Source organism: Candidatus Pseudomonas auctus, from assembly GCF_048654275.1.
Lineage (GTDB): Bacteria > Pseudomonadota > Gammaproteobacteria > Pseudomonadales > Pseudomonadaceae > Aquipseudomonas > Aquipseudomonas pharyngis.
In genome coordinates this window covers 202,501-220,428 of the sequence record NZ_JBJYZK010000002.1, presented here as the reverse complement: position 1 = coordinate 220,428, position 17,928 = coordinate 202,501, and the positions used below count along the sequence as shown (strand labels likewise).

19 protein-coding genes are annotated in these 17,928 nt (G+C 61.5%); 8 read left to right on the top strand and 11 right to left on the bottom strand.

What is annotated here, in order from left to right; all coding sequences use genetic code 11:
- The first annotated feature begins 32 nt into the window (after positions 1-32).
- Both glnL and ntrC read left to right on the top strand, forming a co-directional pair.
- Complete coding sequence (glnL, locus tag ACKUG4_RS04605; protein WP_007952516.1) at positions 33-1,118, top strand: nitrogen regulation protein NR(II); 1,086 nt, start codon at positions 33-35, stop codon at positions 1,116-1,118.
- Entirely contained in the window at positions 1,115-2,551 is a 1,437-nt protein-coding gene (gene ntrC / locus ACKUG4_RS04600) for a nitrogen regulation protein NR(I) (protein WP_007952518.1), read from the top strand. The genes glnL and ntrC overlap by 4 nt, the downstream gene beginning before the upstream one ends.
- A 410-nt stretch (positions 2,552-2,961) precedes the next feature.
- Here ntrC and ACKUG4_RS04595 read toward each other — a convergent pair whose 3' ends face one another.
- A complete protein-coding gene (locus ACKUG4_RS04595) occupies positions 2,962-3,402 on the bottom strand; it encodes a hypothetical protein (protein ID WP_064592837.1) in 441 nt (146 codons plus the stop codon).
- On the opposite strand from ACKUG4_RS04595, the gene ACKUG4_RS04590 reads away from it, so the two are divergent.
- Positions 3,401-3,856, top strand: a complete 456-nt coding sequence (locus ACKUG4_RS04590; protein WP_007952520.1) for a tRNA (cytidine(34)-2'-O)-methyltransferase — start codon at positions 3,401-3,403, stop codon at positions 3,854-3,856. The two genes, ACKUG4_RS04595 and ACKUG4_RS04590, sit on opposite strands and share 2 nt — an antisense overlap.
- 131 nt (positions 3,857-3,987) lie before the next feature.
- Here the strand turns inward: ACKUG4_RS04590 and secB are convergent, their stop codons facing one another.
- From secB to ACKUG4_RS04575, 3 genes are read right to left on the bottom strand one after another with little or no spacing between them, the layout of a single operon-like run.
- The gene (secB, locus tag ACKUG4_RS04585; RefSeq protein WP_007909233.1) at positions 3,988-4,473 is read right to left on the bottom strand and encodes a protein-export chaperone SecB; all 486 of its coding nucleotides are present in this window, start codon (positions 4,471-4,473) and stop codon (positions 3,988-3,990) included.
- Between the two features lie 53 nt (positions 4,474-4,526).
- A complete protein-coding gene (gene grxC / locus ACKUG4_RS04580; protein WP_007952522.1) occupies positions 4,527-4,781 on the bottom strand; it encodes a glutaredoxin 3 in 255 nt (84 codons plus the stop codon).
- A gap of 1 nt (position 4,782) precedes the next feature.
- Complete coding sequence (locus tag ACKUG4_RS04575) at positions 4,783-5,196, bottom strand: rhodanese-like domain-containing protein (RefSeq protein ID WP_007952524.1); 414 nt, start codon at positions 5,194-5,196, stop codon at positions 4,783-4,785.
- A 152-nt stretch (positions 5,197-5,348) separates the two neighbouring features.
- Between ACKUG4_RS04575 and gpmI the strand changes: the two genes are divergently transcribed.
- The 5 genes from gpmI (at position 5,349) to ACKUG4_RS04550 (ending at position 11,918) form a co-directional block, all read left to right on the top strand.
- A complete protein-coding gene (gene gpmI / locus ACKUG4_RS04570) occupies positions 5,349-6,875 on the top strand; it encodes a 2,3-bisphosphoglycerate-independent phosphoglycerate mutase (RefSeq protein WP_064592833.1) in 1,527 nt (508 codons plus the stop codon).
- A 136-nt stretch (positions 6,876-7,011) separates the two neighbouring features.
- Positions 7,012-8,298 carry a murein hydrolase activator EnvC family protein gene (locus ACKUG4_RS04565; protein ID WP_236188724.1) on the top strand — a complete coding sequence of 429 codons (1,287 nt, stop codon included), beginning with the start codon at positions 7,012-7,014 and terminating at the stop codon, positions 8,296-8,298.
- Between the two features lie 31 nt (positions 8,299-8,329).
- Positions 8,330-9,649 carry a S41 family peptidase gene (locus ACKUG4_RS04560; protein ID WP_011332024.1) on the top strand — a complete coding sequence of 440 codons (1,320 nt, stop codon included), beginning with the start codon at positions 8,330-8,332 and terminating at the stop codon, positions 9,647-9,649.
- A 2-nt stretch (positions 9,650-9,651) separates the two neighbouring features.
- Positions 9,652-10,428, top strand: a complete 777-nt coding sequence (locus ACKUG4_RS04555) for a divergent polysaccharide deacetylase family protein (protein ID WP_085647987.1) — start codon at positions 9,652-9,654, stop codon at positions 10,426-10,428.
- 116 nt (positions 10,429-10,544) lie between these two features.
- The gene (locus tag ACKUG4_RS04550; RefSeq protein ID WP_082934350.1) at positions 10,545-11,918 is read left to right on the top strand and encodes a Vps62-related protein; all 1,374 of its coding nucleotides are present in this window, start codon (positions 10,545-10,547) and stop codon (positions 11,916-11,918) included.
- Here ACKUG4_RS04550 and ACKUG4_RS04545 read toward each other — a convergent pair.
- The 7 genes from ACKUG4_RS04545 to ACKUG4_RS04515 all read right to left on the bottom strand — a co-directional run bounded on the left by ACKUG4_RS04545 (position 11,899) and on the right by ACKUG4_RS04515 (position 17,739).
- Positions 11,899-12,654 carry a substrate-binding periplasmic protein gene (locus ACKUG4_RS04545; RefSeq protein WP_445433541.1) on the bottom strand — a complete coding sequence of 252 codons (756 nt, stop codon included), beginning with the start codon at positions 12,652-12,654 and terminating at the stop codon, positions 11,899-11,901. The genes ACKUG4_RS04550 and ACKUG4_RS04545 overlap by 20 nt on opposite strands.
- 76 nt (positions 12,655-12,730) lie before the next feature.
- On the bottom strand, positions 12,731-13,501 hold the full coding sequence (hisF, locus tag ACKUG4_RS04540; protein WP_007897430.1) for an imidazole glycerol phosphate synthase subunit HisF: 771 nt from the start codon (positions 13,499-13,501) through the stop codon (positions 12,731-12,733).
- Positions 13,502-13,510: 9 nt separating this feature from the next.
- Positions 13,511-14,248 carry a 1-(5-phosphoribosyl)-5-[(5-phosphoribosylamino)methylideneamino]imidazole-4-carboxamide isomerase gene (gene hisA, locus ACKUG4_RS04535; RefSeq protein ID WP_445433540.1) on the bottom strand — a complete coding sequence of 246 codons (738 nt, stop codon included), beginning with the start codon at positions 14,246-14,248 and terminating at the stop codon, positions 13,511-13,513.
- A gap of 42 nt (positions 14,249-14,290) precedes the next feature.
- Positions 14,291-14,551 (bottom strand): DUF2164 domain-containing protein, encoded by a 261-nt coding sequence (locus tag ACKUG4_RS04530; RefSeq protein WP_025110933.1) that lies wholly within the window; start codon positions 14,549-14,551, stop codon positions 14,291-14,293.
- Complete coding sequence (gene hisH, locus ACKUG4_RS04525) at positions 14,552-15,190, bottom strand: imidazole glycerol phosphate synthase subunit HisH (protein WP_440813401.1); 639 nt, start codon at positions 15,188-15,190, stop codon at positions 14,552-14,554.
- On the bottom strand, positions 15,190-15,783 hold the full coding sequence (hisB, locus tag ACKUG4_RS04520; protein WP_039764670.1) for an imidazoleglycerol-phosphate dehydratase HisB: 594 nt from the start codon (positions 15,781-15,783) through the stop codon (positions 15,190-15,192). Before hisB ends, hisH begins: the two co-directional genes overlap by 1 nt.
- A gap of 291 nt (positions 15,784-16,074) precedes the next feature.
- On the bottom strand, positions 16,075-17,739 hold the full coding sequence (locus tag ACKUG4_RS04515) for an OFA family MFS transporter (protein WP_039764668.1): 1,665 nt from the start codon (positions 17,737-17,739) through the stop codon (positions 16,075-16,077).
- Between the last annotated feature and the right edge of the window lie 189 nt (positions 17,740-17,928).

The window sequence follows — 17,928 nt, the reverse complement described above, 5'->3', positions numbered from 1 at the left end:
CCTGCGCGCGCCATGCTCCAAAAGAGGTCCTCATGACCATCAGTGACGCACTGCATCGCTTGCTACTCGACAACCTGACCACCGCCACCATCCTGCTCGACAGCGAATTGCGCCTCGAGTACATGAACCCGGCGGCGGAGATGCTGCTGGCCATCAGCGGTCAGCGCAGCCATGGGCAGTTCATCAGCGAGCTGTTCACCGAGTCCACCGAGGCGCTCAACTCGTTGCGTCAGGCGGTGGAGCAGGCGCACCCGTTCACCAAGCGCGAAGCGATGCTCACCGCCCTCACCGGCCAGACCCTGACCGTGGATTACGCGGTAACGCCGATCCTCAGCAACGGCGCGACCCTGCTCCTGCTGGAAGTCCATCCCCGTGACCGTCTGCTACGGATCACCAAGGAAGAGGCCCAGTTGTCGAAGCAGGAAACCAGCAAGATGCTGGTGCGCGGCCTGGCCCACGAAATCAAGAATCCGCTGGGCGGCATCCGTGGCGCCGCGCAACTGCTGGCCCGGGAACTGCCGGAAGACAGCCTGCGCGACTACACCAACGTGATCATCGAAGAGGCCGACCGCCTGCGCAATCTGGTCGACCGCATGCTCGGTTCGAACAAACTGCCGTCGCTGGCCCTGTGCAACGTCCACGAAGTGCTGGAGCGCGTCTGCCAACTGGTCGAGGCCGAAAGCCAGGGCTGCATCACACTGGTGCGCGATTACGACCCGAGCATCCCCGATGTCCTGATCGACCGCGAACAAATGATTCAGGCGGTGCTGAACATCGTGCGCAACGCGATGCAGGCCATCAGCAGCCAGAACGAGCTGCGCCTGGGCCGCATCAGCCTGCGCACCCGCGCCATGCGCCAGTTCACCATCGGCCACGTCCGTCATCGCCTGGTGACCAAGATCGAGATCATCGACAACGGTCCGGGCATTCCGGCGGAACTGCAGGAAACCATCTTCTTTCCCATGGTCAGCGGCCGTCCGGACGGTACCGGGCTCGGCCTGGCCATCACCCAGAACATCATCAGCCAGCACCAGGGCCTGATCGAGTGTGACAGCCATCCAGGCCACACCACGTTCTCGATCTTTCTGCCACTGGAACAAGGAGCCACATCGACATGAGCCGTAGTGAAACCGTGTGGATCGTCGATGACGACCGTTCTATCCGTTGGGTTCTGGAAAAAGCCCTGCAACAGGAAGGCATGACCACCCAGAGCTTCGACAGCGCCGATGGCGTGATGAGCCGCCTCGCGCGCCAACAGCCGGACGTGATCATCTCCGACATCCGCATGCCCGGCGCCAGTGGCCTGGACCTGCTGGCACGGATCCGCGAGCAGCACCCGCGGCTGCCGGTGATCATCATGACCGCTCATTCCGATCTGGACAGCGCTGTCGCCTCCTATCAGGGTGGCGCGTTCGAATACCTGCCCAAGCCGTTCGACGTTGACGAAGCGGTATCGCTGGTCAAACGCGCCAATCAGCACGCCCAGGAACAACAAGGCCTGGAAGTCGCCCCGACCCTGACCCGCACCCCGGAAATCATCGGCGAAGCGCCGGCGATGCAGGAAGTGTTTCGCGCCATCGGGCGCTTGAGCCACTCCAACATCACCGTGCTGATCAACGGCGAATCCGGCACCGGCAAAGAACTGGTGGCCCACGCCCTGCACCGCCACAGCCCGCGCGCGGCCTCGCCGTTCATCGCGCTGAACATGGCGGCGATCCCGAAAGACCTGATGGAATCCGAACTGTTCGGCCACGAAAAAGGCGCGTTCACCGGTGCGGCCAACCTGCGTCGTGGCCGTTTCGAACAGGCCGACGGCGGCACGCTGTTCCTCGATGAAATCGGCGACATGCCGGCGGACACCCAGACTCGCCTGCTGCGGGTGCTGGCCGATGGCGAGTTCTATCGCGTTGGCGGGCACGTGCCGGTCAAAGTCGATGTGCGGATCATCGCGGCGACCCACCAGAATCTGGAAACCCTGGTTCACGCCGGGAAATTCCGTGAGGACTTGTTCCACCGCCTCAACGTGATCCGCATCCACATCCCGCGTCTGTCGGACCGTCGCGAAGACATCCCGACCCTGGCCAAGCACTTCCTCAGCCGCGCCGCGCAAGAACTGGCGGTGGAGCCGAAGCTGCTGAAAAGCGAGACCGAGGAATACCTGAAGAACCTGCCTTGGCCGGGCAACGTGCGGCAGCTGGAAAACACCTGCCGCTGGATCACCGTGATGGCGTCCGGGCGCGAGGTGCATATCAGCGACCTGCCGCCGGAACTGCTGAGCCTGCCGCAGGACTCGGCGCCGGTGACCAACTGGGAACAGGCGCTGCGCCAATGGGCCGATCAGGCCCTGGCACGCGGGCAGTCGAGCCTGCTCGACAGCGCGGTGCCGGCGTTCGAGCGAATCATGATCGAAACGGCTCTGAAGCACACCGCCGGGCGTCGTCGCGACGCTGCCGTGCTGCTGGGCTGGGGCCGGAACACCCTGACCCGCAAGATCAAGGAACTCGGCATGAAGGTCGATGGCGGGGATGACGATGAGGGTGATGAAGGCTGAGATTCAGTGCCAGCCTGCACCGCTGCAAGGCACCGTGACCCTTAATCGGGCACGGTCATTGGCCCAGGCTTGCACTGTAAACAGCTGAAAATCCTATCCTGTGAAAAGACGAAGGCCCCGTATTACGGGGCCTTCGTCGTTGTATCGGGCTTTTTTGTATCAAAACGAGAAAAACTGGCACGCCCCCTGCAATAACTCCATCAGGTGATTCGATTCACCCACCCTTTCGGGGGCCTTGGTACAGGCAGGCCGGGGATTCCCCTCTTTACACCGGACTCATCGAGTCCACCCTTTTGGGGCCCTTGATACAGGCAGGTCAGGGGTTCCTTCTTTACACTGGCTCAGAACGCGATGCGATGAGCCCGCCCGTTTCGGGAACCTTGGTACAGGCAGGCCGGGGATTCCCTCTTTTATTGCTCCCGGAGATGGATCTCCAGCCGCCAGCGGTCATCGACCGCCTGGCCGGCCCAGTCGCCCTGCAGCGGCCGCGCCGCCACCAGCGTCAGCAACAATCCCCCGTCACTCAACCGCGTCCGCCAGTTCACGTCCTTGCCGTTGAACTTGAGCTGACCTTTCTGCGCCTGGCCTTCGGCCTCGAACAACAGCGCAACGCTGCCATCGACGATCTCGCCATGCAGCTTCGGCTCGTTGTTGAACCAGACCGCCAGCCCGCCATCGATCACCTCGACCTGCTGCAAGACGGTTGGGTCAGGCGTGGTCAAACGGCCGATCATCATCCCGACCATCACACCGACGATCGCCAGTGAGGCCATCACCCGCGGGAATAGTTTCGAACGCGGATCCGCTTGCGGCGTAGAATGCGCGTCATCTTTACCTTCGGAGCCGTGCATGTTTCACGTCATCCTTTTTCAACCGGAAATTCCGCCGAACACCGGCAACGTTATCAGGCTGTGCGCCAACAGCGGCTGCCACCTGCATTTGATCGAACCGCTGGGCTTCGAGATGGACGACAAGCGCTTGCGCCGCGCCGGTCTCGACTACCACGAGTATGCCACCTTGCAGCGTCATGCCGACCTCGCCAGTTGCCTGGAAAGCCTCGGTCATCCACGGCTGTTCGCCTTCACCACCAAGGGTTCGCGGCCGTTTCACGATGCCGCGTTCGTCCCCGGCGATGCATTCATCTTCGGCCCGGAAAGCCGTGGCCTGCCGCCGGAAGTGCTCGACGCCCTGCCCGGCGAACAGCGCCTGCGCCTGCCGATGCGCGAAGGATGCCGCAGCCTGAACCTGTCCAACACCGTGGCAGTGGCCGTTTACGAAGCGTGGCGGCAGAACGACTTCAAATAACACCGCATAACAAATGTGGGAGCGGGCTTGCTCGCGAAGGGGCCGCATCAGATGACATTTATGCCACCTGACACACCGCTTTCGCGAGCAAGCCCGCTCCCACATTGGACTTGCGTCAACGCTCAGATCATTTACTGAACGGTCGGGGTCTCGCCGGATTCCTGCATGCGCTGCAGCTCTTGCGCGTACAGGGCGTCGAAGTTCACCGGGGCCAGCATCAGGGCCGGGAACGAACCACGGGTCACCAGGCTGTCCAGGGTTTCGCGAGCGTACGGGAACAGGATGTTCGGGCAGAACGCACCCAGGGTGTGGCTCATGGAAGCCGCGTCCAGGTTTTTGATCAGGAAGATACCGGCCTGTTGCACTTCAGCGATGAAGGCCACTTCTTCACCGTTTTTCACGGTGACGGACAGGGTCAGCACGACTTCGTAGAAATCACCTTCCAGGGCTTTCTGGCGGGTGTTCAGATCCAGAGCGACCGCCGGGTCCCACTGCTGGCGGAAGATCGCCGGGCTTTTCGGGGCTTCGAAGGACAGGTCGCGTACGTAGATGCGCTGCAAGGAGAATTGCGGTGCGGTTTCTTCTTCGCTGGCTGCAGTGTTCTGTTGGTCAGTCATCTCAGATCCTTTCTGATCTTGGGTCTTTTAGGGTTCTTTACGTGTGCAGCAGGTCAGGCCTTGAGCAGCGCGTCGAGCTTGCCGGCGCGCTCCAGGGCATACAAATCATCACATCCGCCGACGTGGGTGTCGCCGATCCAGATCTGCGGCACGGACGTGCGTCCGGCCTTCTGGGCCATGGCGGCGCGCACCTGCGGCTTGCCATCGACCTTGATCTCTTCGAAGGCCACGCCTTTGTTCGCGAGCAGGTACTTGGCACGCGAGCAGTAAGGGCAGTAATCGCTGGAGTAGACGATGACGTCGCTCATGTCACTTCACCAACGGCAGGTTGTCGCCTTTCCAGCTGGAAATCCCGCCGGACAGCTTGGCGGCGGTGAAGCCGGCCTTCATCAGCTCGCGGGCATGGGTGCCGGCGGTCTGGCCCAGGGCGTCGACCAGAATGATGGTCTTGGCCTTGTGTTTTTCCAGCTCGCCGATGCGGGCGGCCAGTTTGTCCTGGGGAATGTTCACCGCGCCAACGATGTGACCGGCGGCGTAATCCTTGCTCGGACGGATGTCCACCACCACGCCGGCTTCCTTGTTGACCAGTGCGGTCAGCTCGCCCGTGCTCAGGCTTTTACCGCCGCCCTGCACCGTATGCGCCAGCAGCAAAGCCAGCAGTACGACGAAGATACCGACAAGAATGTAGTGGTTAGTGGCAAATTCAATCAGGTGAGCAACCATCGAAGGAGGTTCCAGGGCGTTAAAATGTCGGCCAGTATACACAGCCACTATGGTCGGCCAAACCCCGTCCGGCGGTGACGCCGCCGGAACTTCGCTTTAAACTCCAACTCCCTTTTCCATCGCCCTCTTCTTATTAGCCACGAGTGGATTCCATGACTACCACGCCTAAACCTTTGGTCCTGATGATTCTCGACGGCTTCGGTCACAGCGACAGCCCCGAATCCAACGCCGTCTATGCGGCCAAAAAGCCTGTGCTGGATCGCCTGTGGGCCACCGTGCCGAATGGCTTGATCTCGGGCAGCGGCATGGACGTCGGTCTGCCGGACGGCCAGATGGGCAACTCTGAAGTCGGCCACATGAACCTCGGCGCCGGCCGCGTGGTGTATCAGGACTTCACCCGTGTGACCAAAGCGATCCGCGACGGCGAGTTCTTCGAGAACCCGACCATCTGCGCCGCCGTGGACAAGGCCGTGGCCGCCGGCAAGGCCGTGCACTTCATGGGCCTGCTGTCGGATGGCGGCGTTCACAGCCACCAGGATCACCTGATCGCCATGGCCGAACTGGCCTTCAAGCGCGGCGCCGAAAAGATCTACCTGCACGCCTTCCTCGACGGCCGTGACACGCCGCCGAAAAGCGCCGCCTCGTCGATCGAACTGCTCGACGCGACCTTCCAGGCCCTCGGCAAGGGACGCATCGCCAGCCTGATCGGCCGCTATTACGCCATGGACCGCGACAACCGCTGGGATCGCGTGGCCCAGGCCTACAATCTGATCGTTGACGGCAAGGGCGAATTCAACGCCGCCACCGCCCAGGAAGGTCTGGAAGCCGCTTATGCCCGTGGCGAGAGCGACGAGTTCGTCAAGGCCACCAGCATCGGCGAGCCGGTAAAAGTCGAAGACGGCGACGCCGTGGTGTTCATGAACTTCCGCGCCGACCGCGCCCGCGAGCTGAGCCGCGTATTTGTCGAAGACGGCTTCAAGGAATTCGAGCGCGCACGCCAGCCAAAAGTGCAGTACGTGGGCCTGACCCAGTACGCCGCCAGCATCCCGGCACCCGCAGCCTTTGCCCCCGGCAGCCTGGAAAACGTGCTCGGCGACTATCTGGCGAAAAACGGCAAGACCCAGCTGCGCATCGCCGAAACCGAGAAGTACGCCCACGTGACCTTCTTCTTCTCCGGCGGTCGCGAAGAGCCGTTCCCGGGCGAAGAACGCATCCTGATCCCGTCGCCGAAAGTCGCCACCTATGACTTGCAGCCGGAAATGAGCGCACCGGAAGTCACCGATCGCATCGTCGAGGCCATCGAGAACCAGCGCTACGACGTGATCGTGGTCAACTACGCCAACGGCGACATGGTCGGCCACAGCGGCGTGTTCGAAGCCGCTGTGAAAGCCGTGGAATGCCTGGACACCTGCGTCGGCCGCATCGTCGAGGCACTGGAAAAGGTCGGCGGCGAAGCACTGATCACCGCCGACCACGGCAACGTCGAGCAGATGGCCGACGAATCCACCGGCCAGGCGCACACCGCGCACACCACCGAACCGGTGCCGTTCATCTATGTCGGCAAGCGTGACCTGAAAGTCCGCGAAGGCGGCGTGCTGGCGGACGTGGCGCCGACCATGCTGAAACTGTTGGGCCTGGAAAAACCGGCGGAAATGACTGGCACTTCGATTCTGGTCTGATATCAAAAACGCCCTGTAATCAGCCTGAAACGGCTTTTTATGACGAACGCCTCAAAGCAGTTGGCTTTGAGGCGTTTTTTTTGCCGCGTCGGGCGGGCATACTAGGCCGTCCCTTACCCTGGTGCCGCCCGCCTCTATGCTTCGCGTCCTGATCGCCCTCGCTCTGACATGCCTGCTCCAACCGGCCTTCGCGGATGAGCGCGCGCAAACCCAACAGCAACTGGACGCCACGCGCCAGGACATTGCCGAGCTGAAAAAACTGCTGGGCAAGCTCCAGGAGGAAAAATCCGGGGTACAAAAGGAGCTCAAGGGCACCGAAACCGAGATGGGCAAGCTCGAGAAGCAGGTCGAAGCCCTGCAGAAAGAGCTCAAGAAGAGCGAGTCCGAGCTGCAGCGGCTCGATGCGGAGAAAAAAAAACTCCAGAGCGCGCGCACTGAACAGCAGCGACTGATCGCCATCCAGGCCCGCGCCGCCTACCAGAACGGTCGCCAGGAATACCTCAAACTGCTGCTCAACCAGCAGAATCCCGAGAAATTCGCCCGCACCCTCACCTATTACGACTACCTGAGCCAGGCTCGCCTGGAGCAGCTTAAAAGCTTCAACGAAACCCTGCGCCAACTGGCCAATGTCGAAAAGGACATCGGCTTGCAGCAAGCACAGCTGCTGGTACAGCAAAACGATCTCGACACTCGGCGCGAAGCGCTCGACAAGGTCCGCAAGGAGCGCCAGCAGGCCCTTGCCAAGCTCAATGACGACGTGAAAGCCCGAGACCAGAAACTGGCCGCCCGCGAGCAGGATCAGGCAGATCTGTCTAAAGTCCTTAAAACCATTGAAGAAACCCTGGCCCGCCAGGCTCGCGAGGCAGAAGAAGCGCGGCAGAAAGCGCTCATCGCCCAGCAGGAAGCCGAAAAAAAGCGCTTGCGTGAGGCCGAGGCGGAAAACTCCGACGCCCCACGCAAACCGGTCAGATCGACACCCGGCGCCCTGGTATCCAGCGGCGGCGAGACCTTCGGTGGCCCTTTTGCATCAAGTCGGGGAAAACTTCCATGGCCGGTTGATGGTCGACTGCTGGCACGCTTCGGTGAAACCCGTGGTGACGATGCCCGTACCAAATGGGACGGCGTGATGATCAGCGCCTCCGCCGGCAGCCAGGTGCATGCCGTACACGGCGGGCGCGTGGTGTTTGCCGACTGGCTGCGTGGTGCCGGGTTGCTGGTGATTCTCGATCATGGCAACGGTTTTCTGAGTCTTTACGGTCACAACCAGACGCTGCTGAAGTCTGCGGGTGACGTGGTAAAAGCCGGTGAGTCCATCTCCACTGTGGGTAACAGTGGCGGCCAGGACACACCAGCGCTGTATTTCGCAATTCGTCAGCAGGGTCACCCGAGTGATCCGGCGCAATGGTGCCGTGCGCAAGGATAAGCACGCCATCTAATTCAGGAGTTCGTTCGACATGCTGCATTTGTCCCGCCTTACCTCGCTGGCCCTGACGATCGCCCTGGTGATCGGCGCGCCTCTGGCGTTCGCCGCTCAACCGGCTCCGGCCGTCGCTCCGGCAGGTACTGCCGCGACTTCCAAGGCGCCGTTGCCGCTGGAAGAGCTGCGCACCTTTGCCGAGGTCATGGACCGGATCAAGGCCGCCTACGTCGAACCGGTGGACGACAAGACCCTGCTGGAAAACGCGATCAAGGGCATGCTCAGCAACCTCGATCCGCACTCCGCCTACCTCGGCCCTGAAGACTTCGCCGAGTTGCAGGAAAGCACCAGCGGTGAGTTCGGTGGTCTGGGCATCGAGGTCGGCGCCGAAGACGGCTTCATCAAGGTCGTGTCGCCAATCGACGACACCCCGGCGTCGAAGGCCGGCATCCAGGCCGGCGACTTCATCGTCAAGATCAACGGGGCGCCGACCCGCGGCCAGACCATGACCGAAGCCGTGGACAAGATGCGCGGCAAGATCGGCCAGAAGATCACCCTGACCCTGGTGCGCGACGGCGGCACGCCGTTCGACGTGACCCTGGCCCGCGCGGTGATTCAGGTGAAGAGCGTCAAGGCGCAACTGCTGGAATCGGGTTACGGCCTGATCCGCATCACCCAGTTCCAGGTCAAGACCGGCGAGGAGGTCTCCAAGGCCCTGGCCAAGCTGCGCAAGGACAACGGCAAGAAGCTCAACGGCATCATCCTCGACCTGCGCAACAACCCGGGTGGTGTGCTGCAAGCGGCGGTGGAAGTGGTCGATCACTTCATCACCAAAGGCCTGATCGTCTACACCAAGGGCCGAATCGCCAATTCCGAACTGCGCTTCTCCGCCACCGGCAAGGACGAAAGCGAAGCGGTGCCGATGGTCGTGCTGATCAACGGTGGCAGTGCCTCGGCTTCGGAAATCGTCGCCGGCGCCCTGCAGGATCAGAAACGCGCCGTGGTCATGGGTACCACCAGTTTCGGCAAGGGCTCGGTGCAGACCGTGCTGCCGCTGAACAACGACCGCGCGCTGAAGATCACCACGGCGCTGTACTTCACGCCGAACGGCCGCTCGATCCAGGCCCAGGGCATCGTCCCGGACATCGAAGTGCGCCGCGCCAAGATCACCAACGAGGCGGACAGCGACTACTTCAAGGAAGCCGACCTGCAAGGTCATCTGGGCAACGGCAACGGCGGCGCGGACAAACCGACCGGCTCCGGCGGCAAGGCCAAGGCGATGCCGCAGGATGACGATTACCAGTTGGCCCAGGCCCTGAGCCTGCTCAAAGGCCTGAGCATCACGTCCGGCCGTTGAGGATGTCTTTGCGTTTCCTCTTTGTCCTGCTGTGCTGTCTGGCGGGTGCTGCCTACGCAGAACCTGCCAGACCCACACCTCAAAAAGCCTACCTGACGCTGATCATCGACGACCTGGGGCAGAACCTGCCCCGGGATCGCCGCGTGCTGGCCCTGCCCGGCCCGGTCACCACAGCGATCATGCCCGACACCCCGCACGCCACCGAATTCGCCCGCGAAGCCCATCGCGCCGGCAAGGTCGTGATCCTGCACATGCCGATGGACCCGGCCACCGGCCCGTTCGCCTGGCATCCCGAACTGCCCATCGAAGAACTCGAAAAACGGCTGAATGCCGCGTTCAAAATGGTCCCCTACACCGCCGGTATCAACAACCACATGGGCAGTCGCATGACCGCACAGCCGGTGGCCATGGCGTGGTTGATGGGCGAGTTGCAGCGCCGCCACAAGTTCTTCGTCGACAGCCGCACCAGCGCGCAGACTGTGGCAGCGCAGCAAGCGCAAAAGATCGATCTGGCGAGTGTTTCGCGGGATGTGTTTCTCGATGACGAGCGCACAGAAGCGGCGATCCTGACTCAATTGCAGACAGCGATCAGTCTGGCGCACAAACAGGGTTCGGCCGTGATGATCGGGCACCCTTATCCACAGACGCTGGCAGTGCTGGAGCGGGAACTGCCGAAGCTGAAAGCCCAAGGCATCGAGTGGATCGACATCAAGCAGATGATCAGTGTGCGCAGCAATCGCGCCACGGCCGCGCATGGCAAAGACGGGATTTATCGGTAACAAACCGACACACGCCCATAAATAGTTACCGCCTGACGCCTGCCCTCTTTCCGGATAGTCAGACCTGCCACAGGTCGCAACTCTTTCGAGCTGCCATTCAATTATCAGGATTGACTATGACTACCAACGACAATGCTTCATTGCGAGACAGGCCAATGGAGCCGATCAGGCTCGACAACCTGCTGATCAACTTCACCAGCGAATTCAACCGTATCTGGAACAGCAACGGCACACGGGCCAGGCCCGCCACCTTCTGGCGCCCTGCGCCGGCCCCCGATCTTCTGCCGGGATACTTTCCGCTGGGAGACATCCTCATCCCCAACACCACCTCCATCAACGGAGAAATTGTCGCCGCAGTGGTCTGCGAGGCAACGTTACAAGACGACGGTAACATCAGGGGCAAAGCACTCAGCCGCCCCACCGACTTCGAACTTGTCTGGAAAGAATCCGGATCGGGAGCCGCGACGCGCACTTCGATCTGGCGCCCGATCGCGCCGCAAGGCTATGTCGCGCTGGGTATGACCTGCTCCAGCGATCACGGCAAACCCTCACTCAACGCCATCCGTTGCGTCAGGGCCGATCTGGTCGTTGCTGCCGACCTCGGCGATCTGCTCTGGGATGACAAAGGCAGTGGTGCAAAGCTGAACTTCAGCGCCTGGAGCATTGATCCCCCGACCGCCGCGGCGGGCGAAATCTGCTTTGCGCCCGGCACCTTCATCGGCGCCCCGAGCCACAACAAACCGGCAACCGGCCCTTTCGCGTATGCATTACGGATACCGATTCCGGTTCAAGTCAGCGTACCTGCAGAAGCTCCGGTACTGACTGCACACATGAATCCCGAAAGTGCAGTGGCGAGGGTCACGCAGACTGCCCGCCTGCCGTGGTTTGCAGTCAGGGATTACGCTCAACCCAATGATGGATTTCACCATTCGCGTTACTACGATCTGAAAAGAACCGACCAATATGTGCTGGTCGGGTACGGCCGAAATGCCACGGAGCAGGCTCAGTCGATCAAATGGAAAGCGCCAAGGGCGCAAAATGCAGCGGCCATGCGGCTATTCAATCGCCATACCGCCGTGGAATTCACCAAGGCCTGGCCGGCTGCGATGCCCAGTGATATCCGGGCAACAAAGTTCTCGGCGTGCCTGCCGCGGGATTTCACTCACACCGAAACGTCCTCCAGCGAGTGGAGCGAATCAGGCTCTCGGGTCGTCATCGCCATGGCGGCGAAACTCAAATCGGTCGCGGTGTATCAGATGGAAAGTCACTACGAGCTGGTCCGGGAGGATGGCACTGAAGTCACCGTCCCGCTTGGTTACACCGATGACACCCGCCTGGTCATGAGTGAATACCCGCCAGAAGCCGTCGAGACAGCAACCCCAATGCCTGTCATGGCGGCAAACCCATCGACAGAAACCATCACGAGCGGCGCCGGCGTTGTTGCGCAATCGTCGCCGGGCTCGTCGACTGCTACAGATAGCGCCCCATGATTTCGTCGACCACGCCTTCCTTGCGCATCTGATCGAGCGCGGCTTGAAGCTTGGCAACGGCTTCGTCCGGCACGTCCTTGTTCAGCGCCAGATAAAGCTCGGCACTGTTGAAACGCAACACGGTTTTGAGCCCGGCTACCCCTTCCTGGCGCGCCAGATAGCGTCCGGCCGGGTCGCCGGTGGCCCACAGGTCGATCTGGCCGCTGACCAGTTTTCTGGCGTTGTCCTGATCGCGCAGCACCACTGCCGGCTTCAGCCCCTGTTTGGTCAGGGTCTCGGCAATCGCATCGCCCTTGTAGGCGCCAATCTTGTATTTGCGCGCGTCGTTGAGGGTTTCGAGAGTGATCTTGCTGTCGGCCTTGGCCAGCATGACCCAGTCGTCCGGGCCGATCGGGCCGACCCATTTGAAGAGTTTTTCGCGGTCCGGCAGTCGCGCCATGACGAACGCACCGTAACCGGGATTCTCCAGTGCCAGCTTGTAGACCCGCTCCCAGGGGAAACGCAGGGTCAGGCTGTAAGTGATGCCGGCACGCTTGAACATCTCGCGCACGATGTCCGTGGCGATGCCGTTGATGTTTTCGTCCTGGGCGAAATTCTTGCCGTTCTTCGCCATGTTGTACGGCGGGAAGTTTTCGGTGAGGAGCACCAGATCGGTGTCGGGACTTTCTTCGGCGTGGCCGTTGTTGATCAACAACACGGAGGCACTGGCGAGGGCGAGAAGCAGGCGTTTGATCATGTCGGGCTACCGAAATCCATGGCGTGCCCAAGAGTGCCTTGGGTACGCCATACTGTCCACTGGCCTGTATGGATGTTTAACGCATTACGATGCCGCGATGGGCCATGTAAGCCTTGGCTTCCTGAACGGTGTATTCGCCGAAGTGGAAAATACTCGCCGCCAGCACCGCGCTGGCGTGACCTTCAAGGATGCCGTCAGCCAGATGCTGCAGGTTGCCGACGCCACCGGAAGCGATCACCGGAATGCCCAGCGCATCGCTGATGGCGCGGGTCACACCGAGGTCGAAGCCGTTTTTCATGCCGTCCTGATCCATGCTGGTCAGGAGGATTTCACCGGCACCCAGGCCTTCCATTTTTTTCGCCCACTCGACCGCGTCGAGGCCGGTCGGCTTGCGGCCGCCGTGGGTGAAGATCTCCCAGCGCGGGGTTTCGCCCGGGCCGGAGACCTTCTTCGCGTCGATGGCGACGACGATGCATTGCGAGCCGAAATGCTGCGCCGCTTCGCCGACGAATTCCGGGTTGAATACGGCAGCGGTGTTGATCGACACCTTGTCCGCACCGGCGTTGAGCAGGTTGCGGATATCCTGCACGGTCCGCACGCCGCCGCCGACGGTCAGCGGGATGAACACCTGGCTGGCCATGCGCTCGACGGTGTGCAGCGTGGTGTCACGGCCATCGACGCTGGCGGTGATGTCGAGAAAGGTAATCTCGTCGGCACCCTGCTCGTCGTAGCGACGGGCGATTTCCACCGGATCGCCGGCGTCACGGATGTTTTCGAACTTCACACCTTTGACGACCCGGCCGTTGTCCACGTCCAGGCAAGGGATGATGCGTTTGGCCAGCGCCATGGTCAGTCCTCAGCCTTGGTACGAGTCGCAGAAAGCTTGCGCTTCAGCGACGTCGAGAGTGCCTTCGTAAATCGCCCGGCCGGTGATGGCACCGATGATGCCCGGTGCCTTGGCGTCGAGCAGCGACTTGATGTCACCCAGGTTGTGAATGCCGCCGGATGCGATCACCGGGATCTTCGTGGCAGCCGCCAGCGCAGCGGTGAACGGCACGTTGCAGCCCTGCATCATGCCGTCTTTGGCGATGTCGGTATAAACGATCGAGGACACGCCGTCGGCTTCGAACTGCCTGGCCAGGTCGATGACTTGCACGGTGCTGATTTCAGCCCAGCCATCGGTGGCGACAAAACCGTCTTTGGCGTCGAGGCCGACGATGATCTTGCCCGGGAACGCGCGGCAGGCTTCAGCGACGAACGCCGGATCCTTCACCGCTTTGGTACCGATGATCACGTAGCTGACGCCCGCCTTGACGTAGTGCTCGATGGTTTCCAGCGAACGGATGCCGCCGCCGATCTGGATCGGCAGGGTCGGGTAGCGCTTGGCGATCGCGGTCACCACGTCGCCGTTGACCGGCTGGCCTTCGAAAGCGCCGTTCAGATCGACCAGATGCAGACGACGGCAGCCGCCCTCCACCCACTTGGCAGCCATGCTCACCGGGTCATCGGAGAACACTGTGGAATCTTCCATGCGGCCCTGGCGCAGACGTACGCAGGCACCGTCTTTGAGATCGATAGCGGGAATAATCAGCATCTGGCAAACCTTCAAATTTGAATGTTCAGCTTGGCTCGGAAATCAGTTTTTCTCGAGCGCCCACAGGTCGCTTTCGATGCTTTCAAACCGCTCCTTGAGGTGGGTCTGCACATCGAAAATCGCCCTGTTGTAATAGTGCGGAGCAATTTCGCGGGTAAACAGCTCAAGAATTTCCGCCGCCTCGAACGAACCCAGGTCCAGTTCGAAACGATCCTCCATGAACCGCTGAATCTTGCGGTTGGCCTCGTTCTCCTGCTCGGGAGTGAGGGTCAGAATCGGCGGCTTGGATTTCTTGACGGCCATTTACCAGCGACCGTCCCACGCCGCGAAGTTCTGCAGCAATTGCAGGCCATGGGTATGGCTCTTCTCCGGGTGGAACTGCACGGCGAAACGCGAACCTTCGGCCAGTGCCGCAGCGAAGTCGACGCCGTAATGACCGCTGCCGACCACCTGCCGCGCGTTGCCGGCGGCGATGTAGTAGCTGTGCACGAAGTAGAAACGCGCCAGGTCCGGAATGTTGTGCCACAGCGGGTGATCCACCGCCTGCTTCACTTCGTTCCAGCCCATGTGCGGGACTTTCAGGTGCTCGCCGTCTTCATGCAGGTCTTTGCCGAAGAACTTCACCGCGCCCGGGAACAGGCCGATGCAGTCGACGCCGTCGTTTTCTTCGCTGGAGTCGAGCAAGGCTTGCATGCCGACGCAGATGCCGAGGAACGGACGGTCCTGACTGACCTCACGTACCAGCGAATCGAAACCGAGGCGACGGATCTCCGCCATGCAATCGCGAATCGCACCGACACCGGGGAATACCACACGGTCAGCTTCGCGGATCACTGCCGCATCGCTGGTGATCAGCACCTTGCCGGCACCGACATGCTCGAGAGCCTTGGCCACCGAGTGCAGGTTGCCCATGCCGTAATCGATAACTGCAACCGTCTGCATTACAGGACGCCTTTGGTCGAAGGCATCTGGCCGGCCATGCGCTCGTCCAGCTCGACGGCCATGCGCAACGCGCGGCCGAAAGCCTTGAACACGGTTTCGATCTGGTGGTGAGTGTTGGTGCCGCGCAGGTTGTCGATGTGCAGGCTGACCAGCGCGTGGTTGACGAAGCCCTGGAAGAATTCCTGGAACAGGTCGACGTCGAAGCCGCCAACGGTGGCGCGGGTGTACGGCACGTGCATCTGCAGACCCGGACGGCCGGAGAAGTCGATCACCACGCGCGACAGCGCTTCATCGAGCGGCACGTAGGCGTGGCCGTAGCGACGGATGCCTTTCTTGTCGCCAATGGCTTGCGCGAAGGCCTGGCCGAGGGTGATACCGACGTCTTCCACCGTGTGGTGGTCGTCGATATGCAGATCGCCCTTGCATTGGATATCCAGGTCGATCAGCCCGTGACGGGCGATCTGATCCAGCATGTGCTCAAGAAAAGGAACACCGATATCGAATCGGGCCTTTCCGGTGCCATCAAGGTTGATCGAGGCTTTGATCTGGGTTTCCAGAGTGTCGCGCTCGACAGACGCCTTACGTTCGGCCATCACCAGCTCCGCAAAATCATTGGGCGAAAAAGGCAGCCATTATAGGGGCGCGGGGCCGAAACAGAAACACGATAGGTGGAATGACTGACGGATAGAACCCCGCGCTGTCGGGGATAGACATGTCCATACAAGCCATTTCGGACAGCCCAAAACAACTGTGGGAGCGAGCCTGCTCGCGATGAGGGTCGTACATTCAACATCACTGTCGACTGTCAGACCGCTATCGCGAGCAGGCTCGCTCCCACAGGATTTGGCGCTGACCTGAAGATTTTCAGGCCAGCGCTTGGCTACTTAGTGGAACAGAACCGCCGTCTTCTGCAGGGTCACCCACACACCCCACGCCAACGGAATCCCCACCACCAGCCACGCAGCGATCGCCAACGGCTTGCTGCCCGGCGCGGCTTTCCACTCCAGCACGGTGCTGCCGTCAGCACCCTTGTCGTGGCCCAGCGCCTGTTCGGCCGCCAGTTCAGCGTCGGTCATGAAGTACTTGTCGGCCACCGGGCGTACCAGCAGGTTGCACAGGAAACCCAGCACCAGCAGGCCGGCGAGGATGTACAGGGTGATGTCGTAAGCGGCGGCGCGTTCAACGCCGATGCTCAGCTGATACTCACGCAGGTAGTTCACCAGCACCGGACCCAGCACGCCAGCGGCAGCCCAGGCCGTCAGCAGACGACCGTGGATCGCGCCGACCATTTGCGTACCGAACAGGTCGGCCAGATACGCCGGAACGGTGGCGAAACCACCGCCGTACATCGACAGGATGATGCAGAACGCCGCCACGAACAGCGCAACGTTGCCCAGGTGACCGAGGTTCGGGATCAGCGCGTACAGCGCAAAACCCAGTGCGAAGAACACGAAGTAAGTGTTCTTGCGGCCCAGGTAGTCCGAGAACGAGGCCCAGAAGAAACGGCCGCCGATGTTGAACAGGCTCAGCAGACCGGTGAAACCGGCCGCAATTGCAGCGATGGAAGCCAGTTGACCGGCGTCCAGCTGACCGAACGGCAGATCGTTACCCAGCAGCTTGCCGCCGAACACTTCCTGCAACAGTGGCGAAGCCATGCCGAGGATGCCGATACCGGCGGACACGTTCAGGCACAGCACCAGCCACACCAGACGGAATTGCGGGGTTTTCCACGCTACATTCACGTGAACGTGACGGTGGGTGATCATCGCGTTCGACGCTTTCTTCGCCGGCGCGGTCCAGCCTTCAGGCTTCCAGCCGGTTGGCGGTACGCGGTACGCCAGCGCGCCACCGATCATGAACACGAAGTAGATCGCCGCCATGGCCACGAAGCTCTGCCACACGCCGACACCGGTTGGCGAAGCGAAATGACTCATCAGAGCGGTCGCCAGTGGCGCACCGACCATCGCGCCACCGCCGAAGCCCATGATCGCCATGCCGGTCGCCATGCCGCGCTTGTCCGGGAACCACTTGATCAGGGTCGACACTGGCGAGATGTACCCCAGGCCCAGACCGATACCGCCGATCACGCCGGAGCCGATCCACATCAGCCAGATCTGGTGGGTATAGATACCCAGCGCAGAAATCAGCAGACCGCCGCACCAGCAAAGTGCCGATACAACACCGGCCTTGCGAGGACCTGCATGTTCGAGCCAGCCGCCCCAGATCGCTGCCGAGCAGCCGAGGAAGATGAAGAACAGGGTGTAGATCCAGCCGAGCATGGAGATCGGCCAGTCGCATTGCGACGAGAAGACTTGTGCGATGAAGCTCATGTCCGGTGCGCAAGCCACCGGAGCAGTGACGCCCAGCGCCTTGGACAGCGGCAACCAGAACACCGAGAAGCCGTAGGCCATGCCGATGCACAGGTGAATGGCCAGAGCGGCCGGCGGGACCAGCCAACGGTTGAAACCGGGCTTGGCGATGATGCGTTCCTTGGACAGGAACCCGGGCTGATCGGCTTTGAAGCCGTCCGCCGTAATGGTCGTGCTCATTGTGTATCCCCCAATTATTAGTATGGTTCGCCAGCCACTGCCCACCCCGGCCTTTATGCACGCAGGCATGACCGTTTTTTGCGGGTGAAGCTCCTTGAAAGCGCGACGTTAAGTCGCAGATGGGCGGACGAACGGGCGAAGGTTACCATTTGCACGTGACAGAAAAACCAAACTGATATCACCTTTTTC